The following is a 16,280-nucleotide window of genomic DNA, read 5'->3' on the forward strand; positions in this document are numbered from 1 at the left end:
GCGCACATCCCGGCCGAGTCCCGGCACAAGGTGGCGGGCGTAACGTGGATATCGCGCGCGGCCAGCGCATCGTCCGCGCCCGTGCAAATGGTTCACTCGCCCAGGCCCGCGGTCCTTCAGCCAATTCTGAAGCCTGGTGGCTCGACTGCTCCCAGCTGTCACGGACAATCGAGCAATCTAAGAGTCTTAATCCAAAGAGAAAAATTCGATATCGTCGAACTTCTGCGGACTCCTCCGGAGAGGTGTCTGGCGGAGCGGGAGGGATTCGAACCCTCGATACGCTTTTGACGTATACTCACTTTCCAGGCGAGCGCCTTCGACCACTCGGCCACCGCTCCGCATGCACTGGAAGAGGCGCCCTAATCGCTTGGCGGGTCTTTCGCAAGTCGCATGGACATGGCAGATCAAGGACATGAGACATCTGTTCCTTGCGGCCGTCGCCGCGGCATCGTTCGCCCTTCCGATTCAGGCACAGGATCCTGCGCCGATCCTTTCGCCGGAGGAGATCGCCGACGCCGCGAAGGCCGACGAATGGATCGCCATTGCGCCATCGGATCTGCTGATCATGGACCTCGCCCCCGATGCGAAGGGCAAGCCGCGGCGCGTCGTCATCCAGCTGATACCCGCACCGTTCAGTCAGGGCTGGATCGGCAATATCCGCAAGCTAGCCGCCGCGCATTGGTGGGACGGGATGAGCGTCAACCGCGTGCAGGATAATTATGTCGCGCAATGGGGCGACGCGAGCGAGAAGAAGCCATTGCCTGCAGGTTTGGCGACGGTGCCTGAAAGCCAGTATCAGGTCGTGGGAACGGACGGCTCGATCAAGATGGTCTGGACCAACCACGGCAAAGGGCCGGCTCGAGGCGTGACTGGTCCGATCTCTATGTCGAAAACCACGCGAAAATTGGCGGACCCATATGCGTATGAATTCACATTCGCGGGTGCGATCCCCGTTGCCGTAAGCTCGAAGATCAAATTGGAACAGAAGCTCGATGCCGCGGGAACCGTTAGGGCCACAGTCGAATATACATCGGTCGACAAGGCGTGGCCGGTCCACTGCTATGGCGCAGTCGGCGTCGGTCGCAACATGTCGCCCGATACGGGGAGCGGCGCTGAACTCTATGCGGTGATCGGACACGCGCCGCGTCATCTCGATCGCAACATTGCCGTGGTGGGTCGGGTCATTAGCGGGATCGAGCATCTCTCGAGCTTGCCGCGCGGGACTGAGGCGCTCGGCTTCTATGGAACGGAGGCTGAGCGCACCCCCATTGCATCCATCCGGATCGCGAGCGAATTTCCCGTGCCTCAGCAGCCGAAATTCGAATTTCTGTCGACCGAAAGCGACAGCTTTGCGCGCTACGCTGATGCGAGGCAGAATCGGCGCGATCCCTTCTTCATCGAACCAGCGGGCGGCGCCGATATATGCAATATTCCCGTGCCGGTGCGCGCCGTGACGACGAAGTAGTCCGATGGAAGACTTCACCGTCACGACCCCACTCTGGCGCTGGCAATCGGCAACGGCTCCTGCGGCCTGGTATTTCGTCACGATTGCGGGCGATGTCGCCGACGGGATTCGGCTAGCGGCGATCAGCGGCCAGTGGCTCGACGGGCGCAAGGGATTCGGTTCTGCGCGGGTGGAGGTGCAGATTGGCGACACGCGTTGGAAAACATCGGTCTTCCCGCACAAGGAAAGCGGCGGCTGGCTGCTTCCCGTCAAGGCCGCAGTGCGAAAGGCCGAGGGGATCGCCGAGGGCGATGTGGTGACGGTGACCGTCAGTCTTTAGGCGGTTCGTCGGTCTTTACATCGCGCGCCTGCGCCTTGCGCTTGCGCAAATTGGCGCGCAGCGCGTCGGCCAGGCGGCGTTCGCGTTCAAGGTCGGCAGGGGAGGGTGTTTTGCTCACGAGGCAGCCCATCCTGCGAAATCGGCACCACGTCAAGTCTCGCGGCTTGACAGGGACAAGGCACCCAGCCATAGGCCGCGCCTGCCCAGCGAACACATGTTTGCGACGGCCCAGCTGCTGCTGTAGCTCAGTGGTAGAGCGCGTCATTGGTAATGACGAGGTCGGGAGTTCAATCCTCCCCAGCAGCACCATTCTTCCGGATATATTTCCGCGCTTTACGCGCGCTCGGCGGCCGGTTTAGAACCGGTGGGCGCCTTGATGGCGATTTTGGAAGAGGGCGGGGCATGGCGGGTAAGGATAAGCGCGTCATCACGAACGATCGCTGGCCGTTTCTGGCCATATTGATCGCCATCTCCGCGGCCTTCGCGCTGATCCTCTGGCCCTTTTTCGCGGCGATACTCTGGGCGGTGATCGTCACCATCCTGTTCATGCCATTTTATCGCCGCCTGCTCGTCTGGATGCCGAACCGGCAAAATGGCGCGGCATTGCTGACGCTTTTGTCGATCATCGCCGTCGTGATTTTGCCTGCGGCGATTCTGACCGTGGCGCTGGTCGAAGAAGCGGCGACCGTTTATCAGCGCATTCAGTCGGGCGACATTAATCCTGCGCAGATTTGGGCGGGCTTTCAGTCGGGCATGCCGACTTGGGTGTCGTCGGCGCTGGAGCGGCTGGGTATTGCCAATATCGCGGCGGCCAAGGCGATGCTTGGTGGCGGTGCGGCCGAGGGCGTCCGTGCCATATTGACGCAAGCGCTGTCGCTGGGACAGAGCGTCTTCGGCTTGTTCATCAAGCTGATGGTGATGCTCTATCTTGCCTTCTTTCTGCTGCGCGACGGCGAAAACCTGCAACGCCGCATCAGCGAGGCGGTGCCGCTCCGCACCGATCACCTCGAACTGCTTGTCACCCGCTTCATCGTCGTGGTGCGCGCGACGATCAAGGGCAGCATCGTCGTCGCGATTCTTCAGGGCCTCATCGGCGGGATCGTGCTGTGGGCGCTCGGCATTGAAGCGGCGCTTTTGTGGGGCGTGTTGATGGGTGCGGCTTCGCTGCTGCCGGCGGTCGGCACCGGCCTCGTGTGGGTGCCGATGGCCTTCTATCTGCTGTTCACCGGCGCGATCTGGCAGGGCGTGGTGCTGATTTTCTGCGGCCTGTTCGTGATCGGGATGGTCGACAATGTCCTTCGTCCCATCCTTGTCGGGCGTGAGACGCGCATTCCGGACTATGTCGTGCTGATCACGACGCTGGGCGGGCTGCAACTGTTCGGCTTCCACGGCATCGTGATCGGTCCCGTGATCGCGGCGATGTTCATTGCCGTCTGGGACATTGCGACGACGATGCGCGCCGAATCGGCGCCAACGGCCAGCGCGTAACGCCGCTCTTCAGATTTTCGCTGCCAGCAGCCAGTCGTGGAAAATCTTCACCGCCGGCTGGCGCAGCGCGCGGGGACGACAGACGATCCAATAACTGTACGGACTGTCGACATCGAAATCGAACAGGCGAACGAGGCGCGGATCGTGGGCGTCGTCGAAATGATGACCGTGCATGAAGGCGACGCCGATGCCCTGCGCAGCGGCTTCGAGCATCAGCGGGCCCGAATCGAAATAGTCGAACCCCGCCGGTTCCAGATAGGGCATGCCGATCGCCTTCTTCCACTCGATGAAGGTCTCCGGCATTTCGCGGTGGAGCAAAATATTCATGCGCTGCAGTTGCTCGGGCACGGTGATCGCCTGATCGCCGCTGGCGAGCGCGCGCGCCGCAATCGGGAAAATCTTGTCCTGATCGAGCCGTGCTGCATAGAGCGCCGGGTCGATCGAGCGCGCGAGGGCGATCGCGACGTCGATACCGTCGCCCAGCCGCGCTTCGGCGTGGGAGATGGTCTCGATGTCGATGTGAAGTTCGGGATGCTCGCGGCGCAATTCGGGCAGGCGCGGAAACAGGCGCTGCTGGGCAAAGAGCGGCAGGACGTTGAGGTGCAGGCGCAGCGACGCGTCCGGGCTGCTGATCTGACCGATCACTGCGCGCAAATCGTCGAGGATCGGCGATAGCTGATCCTGCAACGCGCGCCCGGCCTCGGTGAGACCGAGCCCATGATGATGACGGTTGAACAGCGGGCGCCCCACGGCATGCTCGAGCGTCTGGATACGGCGAGACAGCGCTGGCATCGACAGGCCAAGCTCGGTCGCGGCCGCCTTGACCGTTCCGTGGCGGGCGACCTCCAAAAAGGCCTCCATGCTGCTGAGGGGGGGAAGGCGTGGCATGTTCGTCTGTTCGGGGTGATGACATGTTGCTGAGGAACATACCAGAAATTTGTGCAGTGCGGCATAGTCGGCTGCGGGGCAGGGGGTCGCAAATCGGGAACCAGCATCCTATCTTCGCATTCAGACCTTTTTAGGGAGACGCGAATTGGCCGATGCAGAGGGTAAGGAAAAGCAGATCAAGCTGCAGGTCGCCAGCGCGCGCGCCGAGGAAAGCGGCGGCGGTATCGCCCGCATTCCGCGCTCGGCGATGGCCGAACTCGGCGTGACCGAGGGTGACATCATCCAGATCAGCGGCAAGCGCCAGACCGCGTCGCGCGTCGTCGCGCCCTATGCCGAGGATGAAGGGTTGGAGGTGATCCGCCTCGATGGCCTGCAACGCGCCAATGCCGGTGCGGGCGCGGGCGATATGGTGGTATTGAGCCGCGTCGAGACTCGTCCGGCGACACGCGTCGTTTTCGCCCCGGCCCAGGAAAATCTGCGGCTGCAGGGCTCGGCCATGGCATTGAAGCGCAGTTTCTTCGGCCGTCCGCTCGTCGCCGGGGATACCGTTGCGACCGCGGGGCAACAGCGCGTTTCGGCCGGCGACATGCCGCCGCAGCTACGCCAGATGCTCAACGCGCCCGCCTATGCGCTCGCCGAAGTTCGCCTGCTCGTTGTGTCGGCGAGTCCCAAGGGGATCGTCTATATCGACGAGAATACCGAAGTTGAACTGCTTCCCGAATATCAGGAGCCGCAGGACGCGCGGCGCACCGACGTCACCTATGATGACCTTGGCGGGCTCGGCGAGACGATCGGCCAGCTGCGCGAGATGGTCGAACTTCCGCTGCGCTATCCCGAACTTTTCCGCCGCCTCGGCGTCGATCCGCCGCGCGGCGTGCTGCTCCATGGCCCGCCGGGAACCGGCAAGACGCGTCTGGCACGCGCCGTTGCCAATGAGAGCGAGGCGCAATTCTTCCTGATCAACGGGCCGGAGATCATGGGCAGTGCCTATGGCGAGTCCGAAAAGCGGCTGCGCGATATTTTCGAGCAGGCGGCAAAGGCTGCGCCATCGATCCTTTTCATTGACGAAATCGATTCTATCGCTCCGAAACGCGGACAGGTGCAGGGCGAGGCGGAGAAGCGCCTTGTCGCGCAGCTGCTCACCTTGATGGACGGGCTCGAGCCGCGGACGAATCTCGTCGTCATCGCTGCGACCAATCGTCCCGATGCGATTGATGAAGCGCTGCGGCGTCCCGGCCGCTTCGACCGCGAAATCGTTATCGGGGTTCCCGATGAAAGCGGACGCCGCGAAATCCTGGGCATTCACACCCGCGGCATGCCGCTGGCGGAGGATGTCGACCTCACCGAACTCGCGCGCACGACCTTTGGTTTCGTCGGCGCCGACATGGCGGCGCTGACGCGCGAAGCGGCGATCGAGGCGGTGCGGCGGATCATGCCCAAGCTGAACCTTGAGGAAGGGACGATTCCGCCTGAAGTGCTTGAGGAATTGCGCGTCACGCGTGAGGATTTCAACAATGCGCTGAAGCGCGTCCAGCCGTCGGCAATGCGCGAAGTGATGGTGCAGGCCCCGAAAACCCGCTGGAGCGACATCGGCGGGCTCGATGCCGCGCGCGACAAGCTGATCGAGGGGATTGAGCTGCCGCTGAAAAACCCCGAAGCGTTTCGTCGCCTTGGTATCCGCCCCGCCAAGGGCTTCCTGCTCTATGGGCCGCCAGGAACCGGCAAGACCTTGCTCGCAAAGGCGGCGGCGCGCGAGTCCGACGCCAATTTCATCTCGATCAAATCGTCCGATCTGCTGTCTAAATGGTATGGCGAGAGCGAGCAGCAGATTGCGCGCCTGTTCGCGCGTGCGCGCGCCGTGGCGCCGTGCATCGTCTTCATTGACGAGCTTGACAGCCTTGTGCCCGCGCGGGGCAGCGGGACTTCGGGCGAGCCGCAGGTGACCGAACGCGTCGTCAACACGATCCTCGCCGAAATGGACGGGATCGAGGAAATGCAGTCGGTGGTCGTGATCGGTGCGACGAACCGCCCGAACCTGATCGATCCCGCCTTGCTGCGTCCCGGCCGGCTCGATGAACTCATCTATGTTGCTGTTCCCGACAAGGAGGGGCGCCGCCGTATCCTTGAAATCCAGACTGGCAGAATGCCGCTGGCGAAGGATGTCGATCTGGCAGCACTCGCCGAACGGTCGGATCGTTTCACCGGTGCGGATCTGGAAGATCTGACGCGGCGGGCGGGGCTTGCTGCGCTCAAGCGCTCGATCGACAGCGATACGGTCACGATGGAGGATTTCGAAGCCGCGCTGAAGGATACCCGCGCCTCGGTCACCGAGGCGATGGAAAAGGATTATGAAAAAATCCAGGGCGAGATCAAACAGGCCGCGATGAGCGTCGATCCGATCGGCTTCTTCGCGCCCGGCATGCTCAAGCCCGTGCGCGAGCGCAAGCACGACGGCGACGCGAAGGATTAAGTGGTCGGCTGGTCTAGCCTCAGCGCGGACCAGCCCCACACCACCAGCCAGCCGCAAAAGCCGGCCATCAGGCCATAGGCGACCATCGGATGCCAATTATAGAGCAGCACGCCGATGGCGGGAGAGACGATATAGGCCGATCCGTTGATCGACGCGGTCATGCCGGCAACGCCGCCCTGATCGCGGCGCGGCACGGAAAGCGATGCGCCCGCAGTAAAGCCCGGACGGAATAATCCGAAGCCGAGCGACGCGAGGGCGAAGCCGATGATGATGCCGTGGAGGTCCTGGGACAGGCCGGTCACGACGGCGCCCACTCCGCCGAGCGCGGCCCCAAACAGTACTGCGGTACGTGCTGACATCTTCAGCAGGGGAATCAGCCCCCATTGTGCCAGCAAAGTCGCGAATGCGCCCGCCATCAGCACGATGCCGGTCATCGCGGCACCCTCGTCAGGACGCAGGCGGAGGTTCAGCCGGTCGAGGATCAGGAAACCGATGACCCCCAGCATCATCGCCTGCGCCTGGCCGCCGAATAGCCCTGCGAACATCCATGGCCGCACGCGGCGATCGGTCCAGCGCAATGGCTCGGTTGGGGCCGTGAGGTCGGTTTCATCCTCTTCGTCGCTGCTCGTTGCATCGGGGGTGCCGGCGGACGTTGGGTAGGAAACGATCGTGCCGCGGGCCGCAAACCGCGGTATATCGTCCGGCAGGCGCCAGCGCAGCATCACCAGGACGATCAGCCCGATCAGCGCAAACACCAGCAGCGGCCCGGCGAGGCCGACGAAGGGAAGGATGAAGAAAGGTGCGATCGCCGGTCCGATAACAGTGCCGAGCCCGAAGGATGAGGAAACCAGCGATAGTGCCTGCGTGCGTTCGGCAGGGTCGGTTCGCGCCGCGACATAGGCCTGCACCGCCGGCGGCGCTGCTGACCCGAGCGCGCCATACAGGCTGCGGAAGACGGCAAAGATGACGAAGGTTGCGCCCGCTGCGAGCCAGCCCGACAGACCGGCCCAAAGGGTCAACCCGCACAGGGCCATGGATGACAGGAACCCGATCACGCCGAGCGCCATCAGCGCTTTGCGTCCGCGCTTGTCTGACTGGCGCGCCCAATGCGGCGCGGTCAGCACCCACAGCAGCGCCGACCAGCTGAAGGCCAAGCTGACCCAGACGTCGGGGATGTGAAGTTTGGCGCCGATGGCGGGCAGGATCGACTGCATCGCGGTATTGCCTGCCGCCGCGACGAGCATGACCGCGAAGAGGACCGCCATGCGATCGGCGGGGATAGAGGGGGATTTTGTTGTCATATTTTCCCCGTACCCCATGGCTTATCGCTCGCAAGCTTGAGCTCCACCCTACAGCGAGAGGGCGGTCTGTCCAGAGTCAAGACTGACTCTTTCCTTGCGCCCGGGCGTCGATTTTGCCACGCCATGGAGACCCGCAACAACGCGAAAGCCATCATGACCAATCCTCGGGCGCAGGCCCAAGCCACGAAGGTCGCGTTGATCGACCGGATTCGCACCCGGTTGCAACGCTTTTTCGGACCATGGGGCATGTTTGTCCGCGGGTTCATCAAGCATCCGGTGATGGTGGGTTCGATCGTCCCGTCTTCGCCGACGCTGATCCGGCACATGCTGGGACCGGTCGATTGGAAGAACACGAAGCTGTTCGTCGAATATGGTCCCGGGGTCGGCACGTTCTGTCGCCCCGTTCTCGAACGCATGTCCGGCGATGCGATGCTGATCGCGATCGATACCAATGAAGATTTCATCGACTATCTGCGCAAGGATATCCGCGATAGTCGTTTCGTTGCGGTCCACGGCTCGGCCGCGGATGTCGAGGCGATCATCGCGGCGCATGGTTTCGAAAAGGCCGATTATATCCTCTCGGGCTTGCCCTTCTCGACGTTGCCCGCCGGCGTCGGTCCTGCGATTGCCGCGGCGACCCACCGCGCGCTGCGCCCGGGCGGCGCTTTCCTCGTCTACCAGTTCCGCGCCCGCGCGCGCGATTTCCTCGCTGCGCATTTCACCCGCATCGACAGCGCGTTCGAATGGGTCAATGTCCCGCCGTGCTTTCTCTTTTGGGGCTGGAAGGACTAAAGTTCCAGCCGCGGGTCGCTTTCGGAGAGCCCGAAATTGAGTCGGCGCGTGACGGTATAATCGGCAAGGCCCACGACGAACCATGCCAGCGTCCAGCGCAGTCGCGTCAGGAAAGTGCCGCGCGCCTTGTGGACTTCGGGCGTAATGGCATCGCAATTGCCCTCCAGCGCCGCAATGAAGCTGCGCATTTTTTCGGCAAAGCTCGCATCGTCGATACGCAGCATCACCTCGACATTCATGAACAGGCTGCGCATGTCGAAATTGGCCGAGCCGATATAAACCACATCGTCGATGATGATCAGCTTCATATGAAGCCGACAGGGCCGATATTCCCAGACCTTGGCCTTCTTGCGGAGCAGATAGCCGTAGAGCAAGCGTGACGCGCCGATCGTTGCGGCATTGTCCGATTTGCCCGCCATCACGAAGCGCGCTTTGCCTCGCCGCGCGACCCGGCCCAACCGCCTCAGCATGCCTTGACCGGGCGAGAAATAGGCCATCGCCATGTCGAGCTGCCGCGCCTTATCGAGATCGCCGCGCACTACACGCGCCCAAGGTGACAGGCGTTGGGTGGGACCGCCGACGAGCCAGGTCACTGGCCCGTTCGCGACCGGCCATTCGCGGATCATGCGGCGAAGCATCAGCAATTTGCCGTCGTTCTGGACGGTGTAATCGTGAATATCCTCGAACCATTGGACGATGCGCGGAAGTGAGGGGCCTTCGATGAAAAGGCCAAGATCGAACCAGCAGGCTTCGCCGTCGTTGCTCAGGTCGTTGCTGAGATAACCGTCGGCGATGTTGAACCCGCCGGTCACCGCGACGCGGCCGTCGATCAGCAGAAGTTTCTGGTGGTTGCGGATCAAATAGCTCGATCGCCAGTGGCGCGAGAAAAAAGTGACGCTGCCCCCTGCGGTGCGCAGCGGAGCGAAGATCGCATCGGGGGTGTCGGACGAGCCGAAGCTGTCGATCACGGCACGAACGCGCACCCCGCGTTCCGCCGCCGCGACCAGTCGGTCGAGGACTTGCGTCCCGCAATGGTCATGCTCGAAAATATACATGATGATGTCGATGCTGTGTGCGGCACCATCGATCAGCGCGATCAACCGGCTCAATCGCTCGCCGCCATCGAACAGCAGTTCGAGCCGGTGGCCGGCAACATCCGCCGTCAACCGGTCGGGGGGAGGGGCAGAGCCGGAAGTTTCGATCATCACCTGCTCATAGGCGGTGCTTTGCGATCGGGGCAAGGCTGGTCGCCGAGGGCAGGTTGGGGGCGAGGTTTGATTGACATTTATGCGGGCTACTGGTAGCGCGCAGCGCTTGCCGCCAGCCCTTCCAAGCTGGCCTCTCCTCAATCAAGGAAACAACATGGCCCGCGTTACCGTCGAGGATTGCGTCGACAAGATTCCCAACCGTTTCGACCTCGTCCTGCTCTCCGCGCATCGCGCGCGTGAAATCTCGGGCGGTTCGGAGCTGACCGTCGATCGCGACCGCGATAAAAACCCCGTCGTTGCGCTGCGCGAAATCGCCGAACAGACCGTGCGTCCGATCGACCTCAAGGACACACTGATCGGTTCGCTGCAGAAGGTCGTCGTCGACGATGACGATACGCCCGATGAAATCAGCTCGATCAGCCGTTCGGCGGAAGCCCTTCGTCTGACCGCCGCTGCGCCGCCGCGCAGCCCGGCCGGTGGCGGCAGCGACTTCGAATAAGCGCTGCGACAATCGATTGCCAAAAGGGCCGCAGGAAACTGCGGCCCTTTCTGTTTGGTGATTGTGTCTGATGCAAACGCCGGACAAGTTGGACCCGAGCGGAGACTGGCATGGCGGAGACTGGCATGACAGACGACATCGAGAATAGCGTTCTCGGCGTATATCGCCGTCGCGGTCAGGCCTGGGCTGGATTGCGCGGCGACAGGTTGGTGGAAAGCGCCTGGCTCGATCGCTTTTGTGGCCTGTTGCCTGCGAACGCTGCGGTGCTCGATATCGGTTGCGGATCAGGTTTGCCGATCGCCGGCGAACTGGTCCGGCGCGGGTTCGATGTCACCGGCGTCGATGGCGCGCCGGAGATGCTGGCGCTGTTCCGGAGCAATCTGCCGGGTAGGCCAGCGATCCTCGCGGACATGCGACAGCTTTCTCTCGATCGAAAATTTGCGGGTCTGCTTGCCTGGGACAGCTTTTTCCATCTTTCGCCAGACGATCAGCGCACCATGTTCGCACGCTTTCAGGCGCATGCCGCACCGGGTGCCGCCCTCATGTTCACCAGCGGGCCAGGCGAAGGCACCGCGATCGGCGAACTGGAAGGTGAGCCGCTCTATCACGGAAGCCTTGGTCACGAAGAATATCGTGCCTTGCTCGACTCCCACGGTTTTCGGGTGGTCGACCATGTCGTGGAAGATCCGACATGCGGTTTCCACACCATTTGGCTCGCCCAAGGACGTTAGGTCGAACTGGAAGCCTGTCTTTTGGGATCTGTCAGTTCAGCCGCGGTTCGCGGGCATTGGGGCAAGGGCGGTCAATCAATCGAGGCGGGTTAATTCGGCGATACGGATCGCCTTCGACGCCAGCATGGGATCTATGATCCGCTGAATGCGGTGGGCGCGCGGTGATTCGACCGTGATGTTGAACAGGCTGTTCGCGATCACATCGGCGATCTGGACGCCATCGCTGCGGCGGCTGTCGGCAAGCGAAGCGCGGCCCCATTGGCCAAGGCTGGCCTGTATTTCCTCGCGCACCTTTGACAGGATCTTCGCGTCATAGCGGCCATCGTCGATCACGACGTCGGTGCACACGCCGCCGGTTTCGGGAAGCCAGCGCCCGACCGCGAGGTTCAGCAGCGCGGCGTAAAGTGCAAGATCGCTGGGCAGGGTACCGCCTTGAGCTTGCGCGAGCGTATCGCGGTCGGCGACCGCCACCCAGGCCCGGCCGCCGGCGCGGTCGAACAGTTCGAGCAGCCAGGCGCGCTCGACGATGCTGATCCGGCTACCTTTCAATTCACCGCGAAGACTGGTGACGCTTCGAAATCGGTCGTGGATCGCAGTGGCGGCCTGCGGGGTCAGCATCACCGCCGAAAAGGTCATGGCACCGGCGTTAAGGCCGCCCGATTCGTCGCAATAGATCGTCATCGGACCAGCTTCCTCCCTTGTTCGGCTGGCAATTTATCCTCCACCTTAACTGCCGGATCAGGCGGGGCAGGGATAGCGTTTCTTCATCAGCGCATCGAATGCGACATAGATGGAAACCGACTTGCGGGATGGGGCGGGATAGCTGCGCAGATGCGCGAGCCATTGATCGGGGGTCAGCGAACCTGTTTCAGGCGGGCAGCTCGTCGTCCTGACGCCTGCGCGGCGCTGCGCGTCGATCCGCGCCTTGTAACGCTTGCCCGCCGCAACAACCTCATTCTTGAGGCGGAGGCCCTCGGGCGTCGCAATCGCGAGCGGGCCCAGCCGGCTGACCGAATCCGCGCGCAACAGGAAGGCGGCGACGCTCATGTCGCCGGGGGCCATGCCGCACAGCATGGCCCCCGCGCCGACCGCCAGCGTGGCGGATGATAGCCGTTCCTTGAACATGCGCAGCGACGTGTTCGCGGCTCTATGCGCCTTGCGGATTGGCGTCGCCGAACGGGCGGGGTTTCTTGCGCTTGATCTGCGGCAGCGACCCGGCATGGCCATGGACCGGCGTGCCGCGCTTGTCGGCATCATCCTCACGGCCGATGTCTTCACCCTTGATCGCGCGCTTCGCTTCTTCACCCGACAGCGTCTCATATTCGAGCAGGGCACCGGCGAGCAGGTGGAGTTCGTCGATATTGTCGGTGAGAACCTTGCGCGCAACCTTTTCGCCTTCCTCGACGAGGCGGCGGACTTCGGCGTCGATCAGCTTGGCGGTCTCTTCGGACATATTCTGCGCGCGCGACACGCTGTGTCCGAGGAACACCTCGTCCTGATTGTCGCGATAGCGCAGCCAGCCGAGCTTTTCGGACATGCCATATTCCATGACCATGGCGCGCGCCATGTCGGTCGCCTGCTGGATGTCGTTCGATGCGCCGGTGTTGAGCTCGTCCTTGCCGTAGATGAGCTGTTCGGCGATGCGGCCGCCGAAGCAGAGCGCGAGGCGCGCCTTCATCTGCTTCATATTCTGCGAATAGCGGTCGCGTTCGGGCAGGTTCCACGTCACGCCCAGCGCGCGGCCGCGCGGGATGATCGTCACCTTGTGAAGCGGATCATTATGTTCGACGTGGAGCGAGACGAGCGCATGGCCAGCCTCGTGATAGGCGGTCGCTTTCTTCTCGTCCTCGGTCATGACCATCGAGCGGCGTTCGGCGCCCATCATGACCTTGTCCTTGGCCTCTTCGAACTCGTCGTTCGCGATCAGGCGCTTGCCCTTGCGAGCAGCGAGCAGCGCCGCTTCGTTGCAAAGATTGGCCAGATCGGCGCCCGAGAAACCCGGCGTGCCGCGCGCGACGCGGCGTAGGTCGACGTCGGGTGCCAGCGGCTTTTTGCGCGTGTGGACTTCCAGAATTTTCTGACGGCCCTCGATGTCCGGGCGCGGCACGACGACCTGGCGGTCGAAGCGGCCCGGACGGAGGAGGGCGGGGTCGAGCACGTCGGGGCGGTTGGTCGCGGCGACGATGATGATGCCTTCGTTGGCCTCGAAGCCGTCCATTTCGACGAGCAGCTGGTTCAGCGTCTGTTCGCGCTCGTCATTGCCGTTGCCGAGGCCGGCGCCGCGATGGCGGCCGACCGCGTCGATTTCGTCGATGAAGACGATGCACGGCGCATTACGCTTGGCCTGTTCGAACATGTCGCGGACGCGGCTCGCACCGACGCCGACGAACATTTCGACGAAGTCCGAACCCGAAATGGTGAAGAAGGGAACGCCAGCTTCACCCGCAATCGCGCGGGCGAGCAGCGTCTTGCCGGTGCCGGGTGAACCGACAAGCAAGGCGCCCTTCGGAATCTGGCCGCCGAGCCGCGAGAATTTGGTCGGATCGCGAAGGAATTCGACGATTTCTTCCAGCTCTTCGCGGGCTTCGTCGATCCCGGCAACATCGTCAAACGTCACCTTGCCCTGCTTTTCGGTCAGCATCTTCGCGCGCGACTTGCCAAAGCCCATCGCGCCCGAGCCGTTGTTTTTCTGCACCTGCCGGAAAACGAAGAAGGCGATGCCGAGGATCAGCAGGAAGGGCAGGATCTGGATGAGCATATACATCCACACATTGCCCGTTTCGGTCGGCGTTCCGTCATATTTGACATTATTGTCGTTGAGCATTTTGAGCAGTTCGGGGTCGCGCACGACATTGGCCGTGAAGCGATCGCCGTTCGAGAGCGTGCCCGTTACCCGGTCGTCGGACAGGACGACGTCCTTGACGGCGCCTTCTTCGACCTTTTGCCGGAACTCGGAATAGGCAAGCGGACTTCCCGCGGGCTGTGCTGCACCGCCGAACATCGAGGCGACGAGGAGCATGGCAAGCAATATGCCGCTCCAGATCATCACACTCTTCATCCAGGGGTTGCCCTGCGGTTCCTTGTCGTCCTGCATGCGGAATCTTTCCAAAATATCGCGTCTGTCGCGACCCTACCCACATAAGATAGGATAATCCGGTTAAATGACAATGAGCCAATCAGCCCTTTGTGCGGGCTTTCCGGCGCGGAGCGAGCGAAATGCGCCAAATTGTGCCCTGGAGGCCGCGTACCGCATCGATCAGCAATGACCCGACCATCGCGCGCCGCCCCGCGTGCATCGCAGCGATCACGCCGTCGAGCGAGGCGCCGCGCAGCGCCAGTTGCGGTGCGTTGGCGCGGAGTCGCTGGGTGACAATGCGGCGGAAGATTTCGGGCGGATAGCCATCGTCACGGATCACCGCGATATCGGATGCGTCGGGCCAGGATGCGATCAGGCGCTCGACGGCCCAGTCGATCGCATCATCGGCCTCACCCAGCCATTGCGCCGATCGCGCCGCCGCTTCGGGGTCGATCACGTTTTGCGATTGCAGGGCATGGCGCAGCCGCGCGCGGTCGAAGCGATTGTCGCTGTTCGATGGATCGTCGACGAAGGGCAGGTCGTTTTCGAGTGCCAGCGTCACCAGTGCGTTTCGCCGCCAATGGAGCAGCGGCCGCAGGAGCGTGCCGTTGCAGGCGCGGATCGCGGCGAGGCCGCCGACCCCGCTGCTGCGGTTGAGGCGCATGACGATCGTCTCGAGCTGGTCGTCGGCGTGATGTGCGGTGACGATATGATCGAGCGCATGCGCCTCGCGCCATTGGTCGAGCAGGCGATAGCGTTCGGTGCGCGCTGCCGCCTGCAAAGATCCCTTGATCGGTTCGGTGGGATGCAGGGTCGAATGCGGGATATGTTCGCGGGCGCAAAAGCCCGCCACCATTTTTGCTTCTTCGTCCGAACCCTGCCGCAGGCCGTGATCGACGGTCGCCGCCCGGACTTGTCCGGGCAGCACCGAAGCCATCAGCCAGAGTAGAGCCATGCTGTCGGGCCCGCCCGAAACGGCGACGCCATAATGCCGCCGGTGCCAGTCGCCGCCGACCAGCGCGAGCAGATCGCCGGCAAGCCGGTCGGCGGCGTCGCCGTCAGCAGCCAGCTTTTGTTTTTGCGGCAGCCGCATCGTCCCGGACATCCTTCGGAGCCTTGGCCCCATAGACTTCATCGAGTTCGCGAAACGCCTTGCAGGCGTCAGCCTTGCGGCCGAGCTTGTCGAGCGCGACGCCCATATACATCAGGCTGTGCGGGGCACGCGCGCCGCTCGGCCGATCCTTGTAATTGTTATAAAAGGCGACCGCCGCGAGGCTGGGCTTGCCTTCGTCGAGATAGGCGCGGCCGAGCAGGTTCTGCGCGAAGCTCGCGCGGCTATCCCTGGGCCATTTGGTCACGACCTGTTTGAGCTGGGTCTGCGCCTCGGGGTAGAGCTTGGCTTCCCACAGGCGATAACCATAATTATAGGCATCCTCGACCTCATTGCCGGTCGCGGGGACCTCGACCCTCTTCACCAGCGCGAGCCGGGCGGCGTCGGGCGTCGTTGCAGCGGCCGGCTTGGCCGCAGGCTTCTTCGCCGGGGCGGTGGCGGCTGCGACGGTCGAGGTCGCGGCAGGCGGCTTGACCGTCGGGGTAAGGCTGGCGGGGGTTTCGACGGCGGCCGCGGCGGCGGGATCGGGGAAGCGCTTGTCCATTTCGGCCTTATAGGCAGTAAATTTCTTTTCCAGCTCGCGCAGCTGAAAGGCATTTTGTTCGGTCTGGCCGGTCAGGGCCTGCAATTGGGATTCGAGGGCATCGACCCGGGTGGTCAGTTCGATCACGGGTGTGTTGCTGCGGACGCCGGTGCCCGGCGCCTTGTCGGGCGCAATCTCGCCTTCGAAGAAGGCAGGTGCGCCGCCGGGGAACACCGAACGCTGCACCGCGCGCATTTCCTTTTCCAGCCGCTCGACCCTTTTGTCGATTCCGGCCTGCTGGGCTTGTGCGGCGGGCGTCGCCGACAAAGCGATCGCTGCTGCACCCAGGAACATGATATCACGCGTCTTCATTGGCCGATCGGTCCCCACAATTAACTATTACACTTCT

Annotated in this window: 16 protein-coding genes and 2 tRNA genes; 8 read left to right on the forward strand and 10 right to left on the reverse strand. The window is 63.1% G+C overall.

All coding sequences use genetic code 11. The features are described from left to right. Positions 1–247 precede the first annotated feature (247 nt). Positions 248–338 (reverse strand) — tRNA-Ser (locus ACSYDV_RS07195). A 74-nt stretch (positions 339–412) separates the two neighbouring features. On the opposite strand from ACSYDV_RS07195, the gene ACSYDV_RS07200 reads away from it, so the two are divergent. Then, complete coding sequence (locus ACSYDV_RS07200) at positions 413–1,465, forward strand: peptidylprolyl isomerase (RefSeq protein ID WP_438323108.1); 1,053 nt, start codon at positions 413–415, stop codon at positions 1,463–1,465. Positions 1,466–1,469: 4 nt separating this feature from the next. Continuing rightward, the gene (locus ACSYDV_RS07205) at positions 1,470–1,784 is read left to right on the forward strand and encodes a DUF1905 domain-containing protein (RefSeq protein ID WP_438323109.1); all 315 of its coding nucleotides are present in this window, start codon (positions 1,470–1,472) and stop codon (positions 1,782–1,784) included. Here ACSYDV_RS07205 and ACSYDV_RS07210 read toward each other — a convergent pair. Then, positions 1,774–1,902, reverse strand: a complete 129-nt coding sequence (locus ACSYDV_RS07210; RefSeq protein ID WP_438323110.1) for a hypothetical protein — start codon at positions 1,900–1,902, stop codon at positions 1,774–1,776. The two genes, ACSYDV_RS07205 and ACSYDV_RS07210, sit on opposite strands and share 11 nt — an antisense overlap. Positions 1,903–2,018: 116 nt before the next feature. Between ACSYDV_RS07210 and ACSYDV_RS07215 the strand changes: the two genes are divergently transcribed. Beyond that, positions 2,019–2,093: transfer RNA gene (locus ACSYDV_RS07215), tRNA-Thr, on the forward strand. Positions 2,094–2,186: 93 nt separating this feature from the next. Then, a complete protein-coding gene (locus ACSYDV_RS07220; RefSeq protein WP_438323111.1) occupies positions 2,187–3,272 on the forward strand; it encodes an AI-2E family transporter in 1,086 nt (361 codons plus the stop codon). Positions 3,273–3,281: 9 nt separating this feature from the next. Here ACSYDV_RS07220 and ACSYDV_RS07225 read toward each other — a convergent pair whose 3' ends face one another. Continuing rightward, a complete protein-coding gene (locus ACSYDV_RS07225) occupies positions 3,282–4,160 on the reverse strand; it encodes a LysR substrate-binding domain-containing protein (protein ID WP_438323112.1) in 879 nt (292 codons plus the stop codon). Positions 4,161–4,305: 145 nt separating this feature from the next. Between ACSYDV_RS07225 and ACSYDV_RS07230 the strand changes: the two genes are divergently transcribed. Next, complete coding sequence (locus ACSYDV_RS07230; protein ID WP_438323113.1) at positions 4,306–6,630, forward strand: CDC48 family AAA ATPase; 2,325 nt, start codon at positions 4,306–4,308, stop codon at positions 6,628–6,630. Here ACSYDV_RS07230 and ACSYDV_RS07235 read toward each other — a convergent pair. Continuing rightward, positions 6,627–7,931, reverse strand: coding sequence for an MFS transporter (locus tag ACSYDV_RS07235; protein WP_438323114.1), 1,305 nt, complete (start codon positions 7,929–7,931; stop codon positions 6,627–6,629). The two genes, ACSYDV_RS07230 and ACSYDV_RS07235, sit on opposite strands and share 4 nt — an antisense overlap. Positions 7,932–8,084: 153 nt before the next feature. On the opposite strand from ACSYDV_RS07235, the gene ACSYDV_RS07240 reads away from it, so the two are divergent. Then, complete coding sequence (locus ACSYDV_RS07240) at positions 8,085–8,723, forward strand: class I SAM-dependent methyltransferase (RefSeq protein WP_438323115.1); 639 nt, start codon at positions 8,085–8,087, stop codon at positions 8,721–8,723. Here ACSYDV_RS07240 and ACSYDV_RS07245 read toward each other — a convergent pair. After that, positions 8,720–9,928, reverse strand: coding sequence for a phospholipase D-like domain-containing protein (locus ACSYDV_RS07245; protein WP_438323116.1), 1,209 nt, complete (start codon positions 9,926–9,928; stop codon positions 8,720–8,722). The two genes, ACSYDV_RS07240 and ACSYDV_RS07245, sit on opposite strands and share 4 nt — an antisense overlap. A 157-nt stretch (positions 9,929–10,085) precedes the next feature. Between ACSYDV_RS07245 and rpoZ the strand changes: the two genes are divergently transcribed. Together rpoZ and ACSYDV_RS07255 are read left to right on the forward strand one after the other, a co-directional pair. Further along, a complete protein-coding gene (gene rpoZ, locus ACSYDV_RS07250; protein ID WP_438323117.1) occupies positions 10,086–10,430 on the forward strand; it encodes a DNA-directed RNA polymerase subunit omega in 345 nt (114 codons plus the stop codon). A gap of 125 nt (positions 10,431–10,555) precedes the next feature. Further along, the gene (locus ACSYDV_RS07255) at positions 10,556–11,161 is read left to right on the forward strand and encodes a class I SAM-dependent methyltransferase (protein ID WP_438323118.1); all 606 of its coding nucleotides are present in this window, start codon (positions 10,556–10,558) and stop codon (positions 11,159–11,161) included. A 75-nt stretch (positions 11,162–11,236) separates the two neighbouring features. Here the strand turns inward: ACSYDV_RS07255 and ACSYDV_RS07260 are convergent, their stop codons facing one another. The 5 genes from ACSYDV_RS07260 to ACSYDV_RS07280 all read right to left on the reverse strand — a co-directional run bounded on the left by ACSYDV_RS07260 (position 11,237) and on the right by ACSYDV_RS07280 (position 16,243). After that, on the reverse strand, positions 11,237–11,842 hold the full coding sequence (locus ACSYDV_RS07260; protein WP_438323119.1) for a DUF3800 domain-containing protein: 606 nt from the start codon (positions 11,840–11,842) through the stop codon (positions 11,237–11,239). 57 nt (positions 11,843–11,899) lie between these two features. Next, positions 11,900–12,286, reverse strand: coding sequence for a hypothetical protein (locus ACSYDV_RS07265; protein ID WP_438323120.1), 387 nt, complete (start codon positions 12,284–12,286; stop codon positions 11,900–11,902). A gap of 22 nt (positions 12,287–12,308) precedes the next feature. Further along, positions 12,309–14,255: an ATP-dependent zinc metalloprotease FtsH gene (ftsH, locus tag ACSYDV_RS07270; RefSeq protein ID WP_438323121.1), complete on the reverse strand. Its 1,947-nt coding sequence runs from the start codon at positions 14,253–14,255 to the stop codon at positions 12,309–12,311. An 82-nt stretch (positions 14,256–14,337) separates the two neighbouring features. Next, positions 14,338–15,342 (reverse strand): tRNA lysidine(34) synthetase TilS, encoded by a 1,005-nt coding sequence (gene tilS / locus ACSYDV_RS07275; protein WP_438323122.1) that lies wholly within the window; start codon positions 15,340–15,342, stop codon positions 14,338–14,340. Beyond that, entirely contained in the window at positions 15,296–16,243 is a 948-nt protein-coding gene (locus tag ACSYDV_RS07280; RefSeq protein ID WP_438323123.1) for a tetratricopeptide repeat protein, read from the reverse strand. The genes tilS and ACSYDV_RS07280 overlap by 47 nt, the downstream gene beginning before the upstream one ends. Between the last annotated feature and the right edge of the window lie 37 nt (positions 16,244–16,280).

The organism is Sphingopyxis selenitireducens (assembly GCF_051550705.1).
Taxonomy (GTDB): Bacteria; Pseudomonadota; Alphaproteobacteria; order Sphingomonadales; family Sphingomonadaceae; genus Sphingopyxis.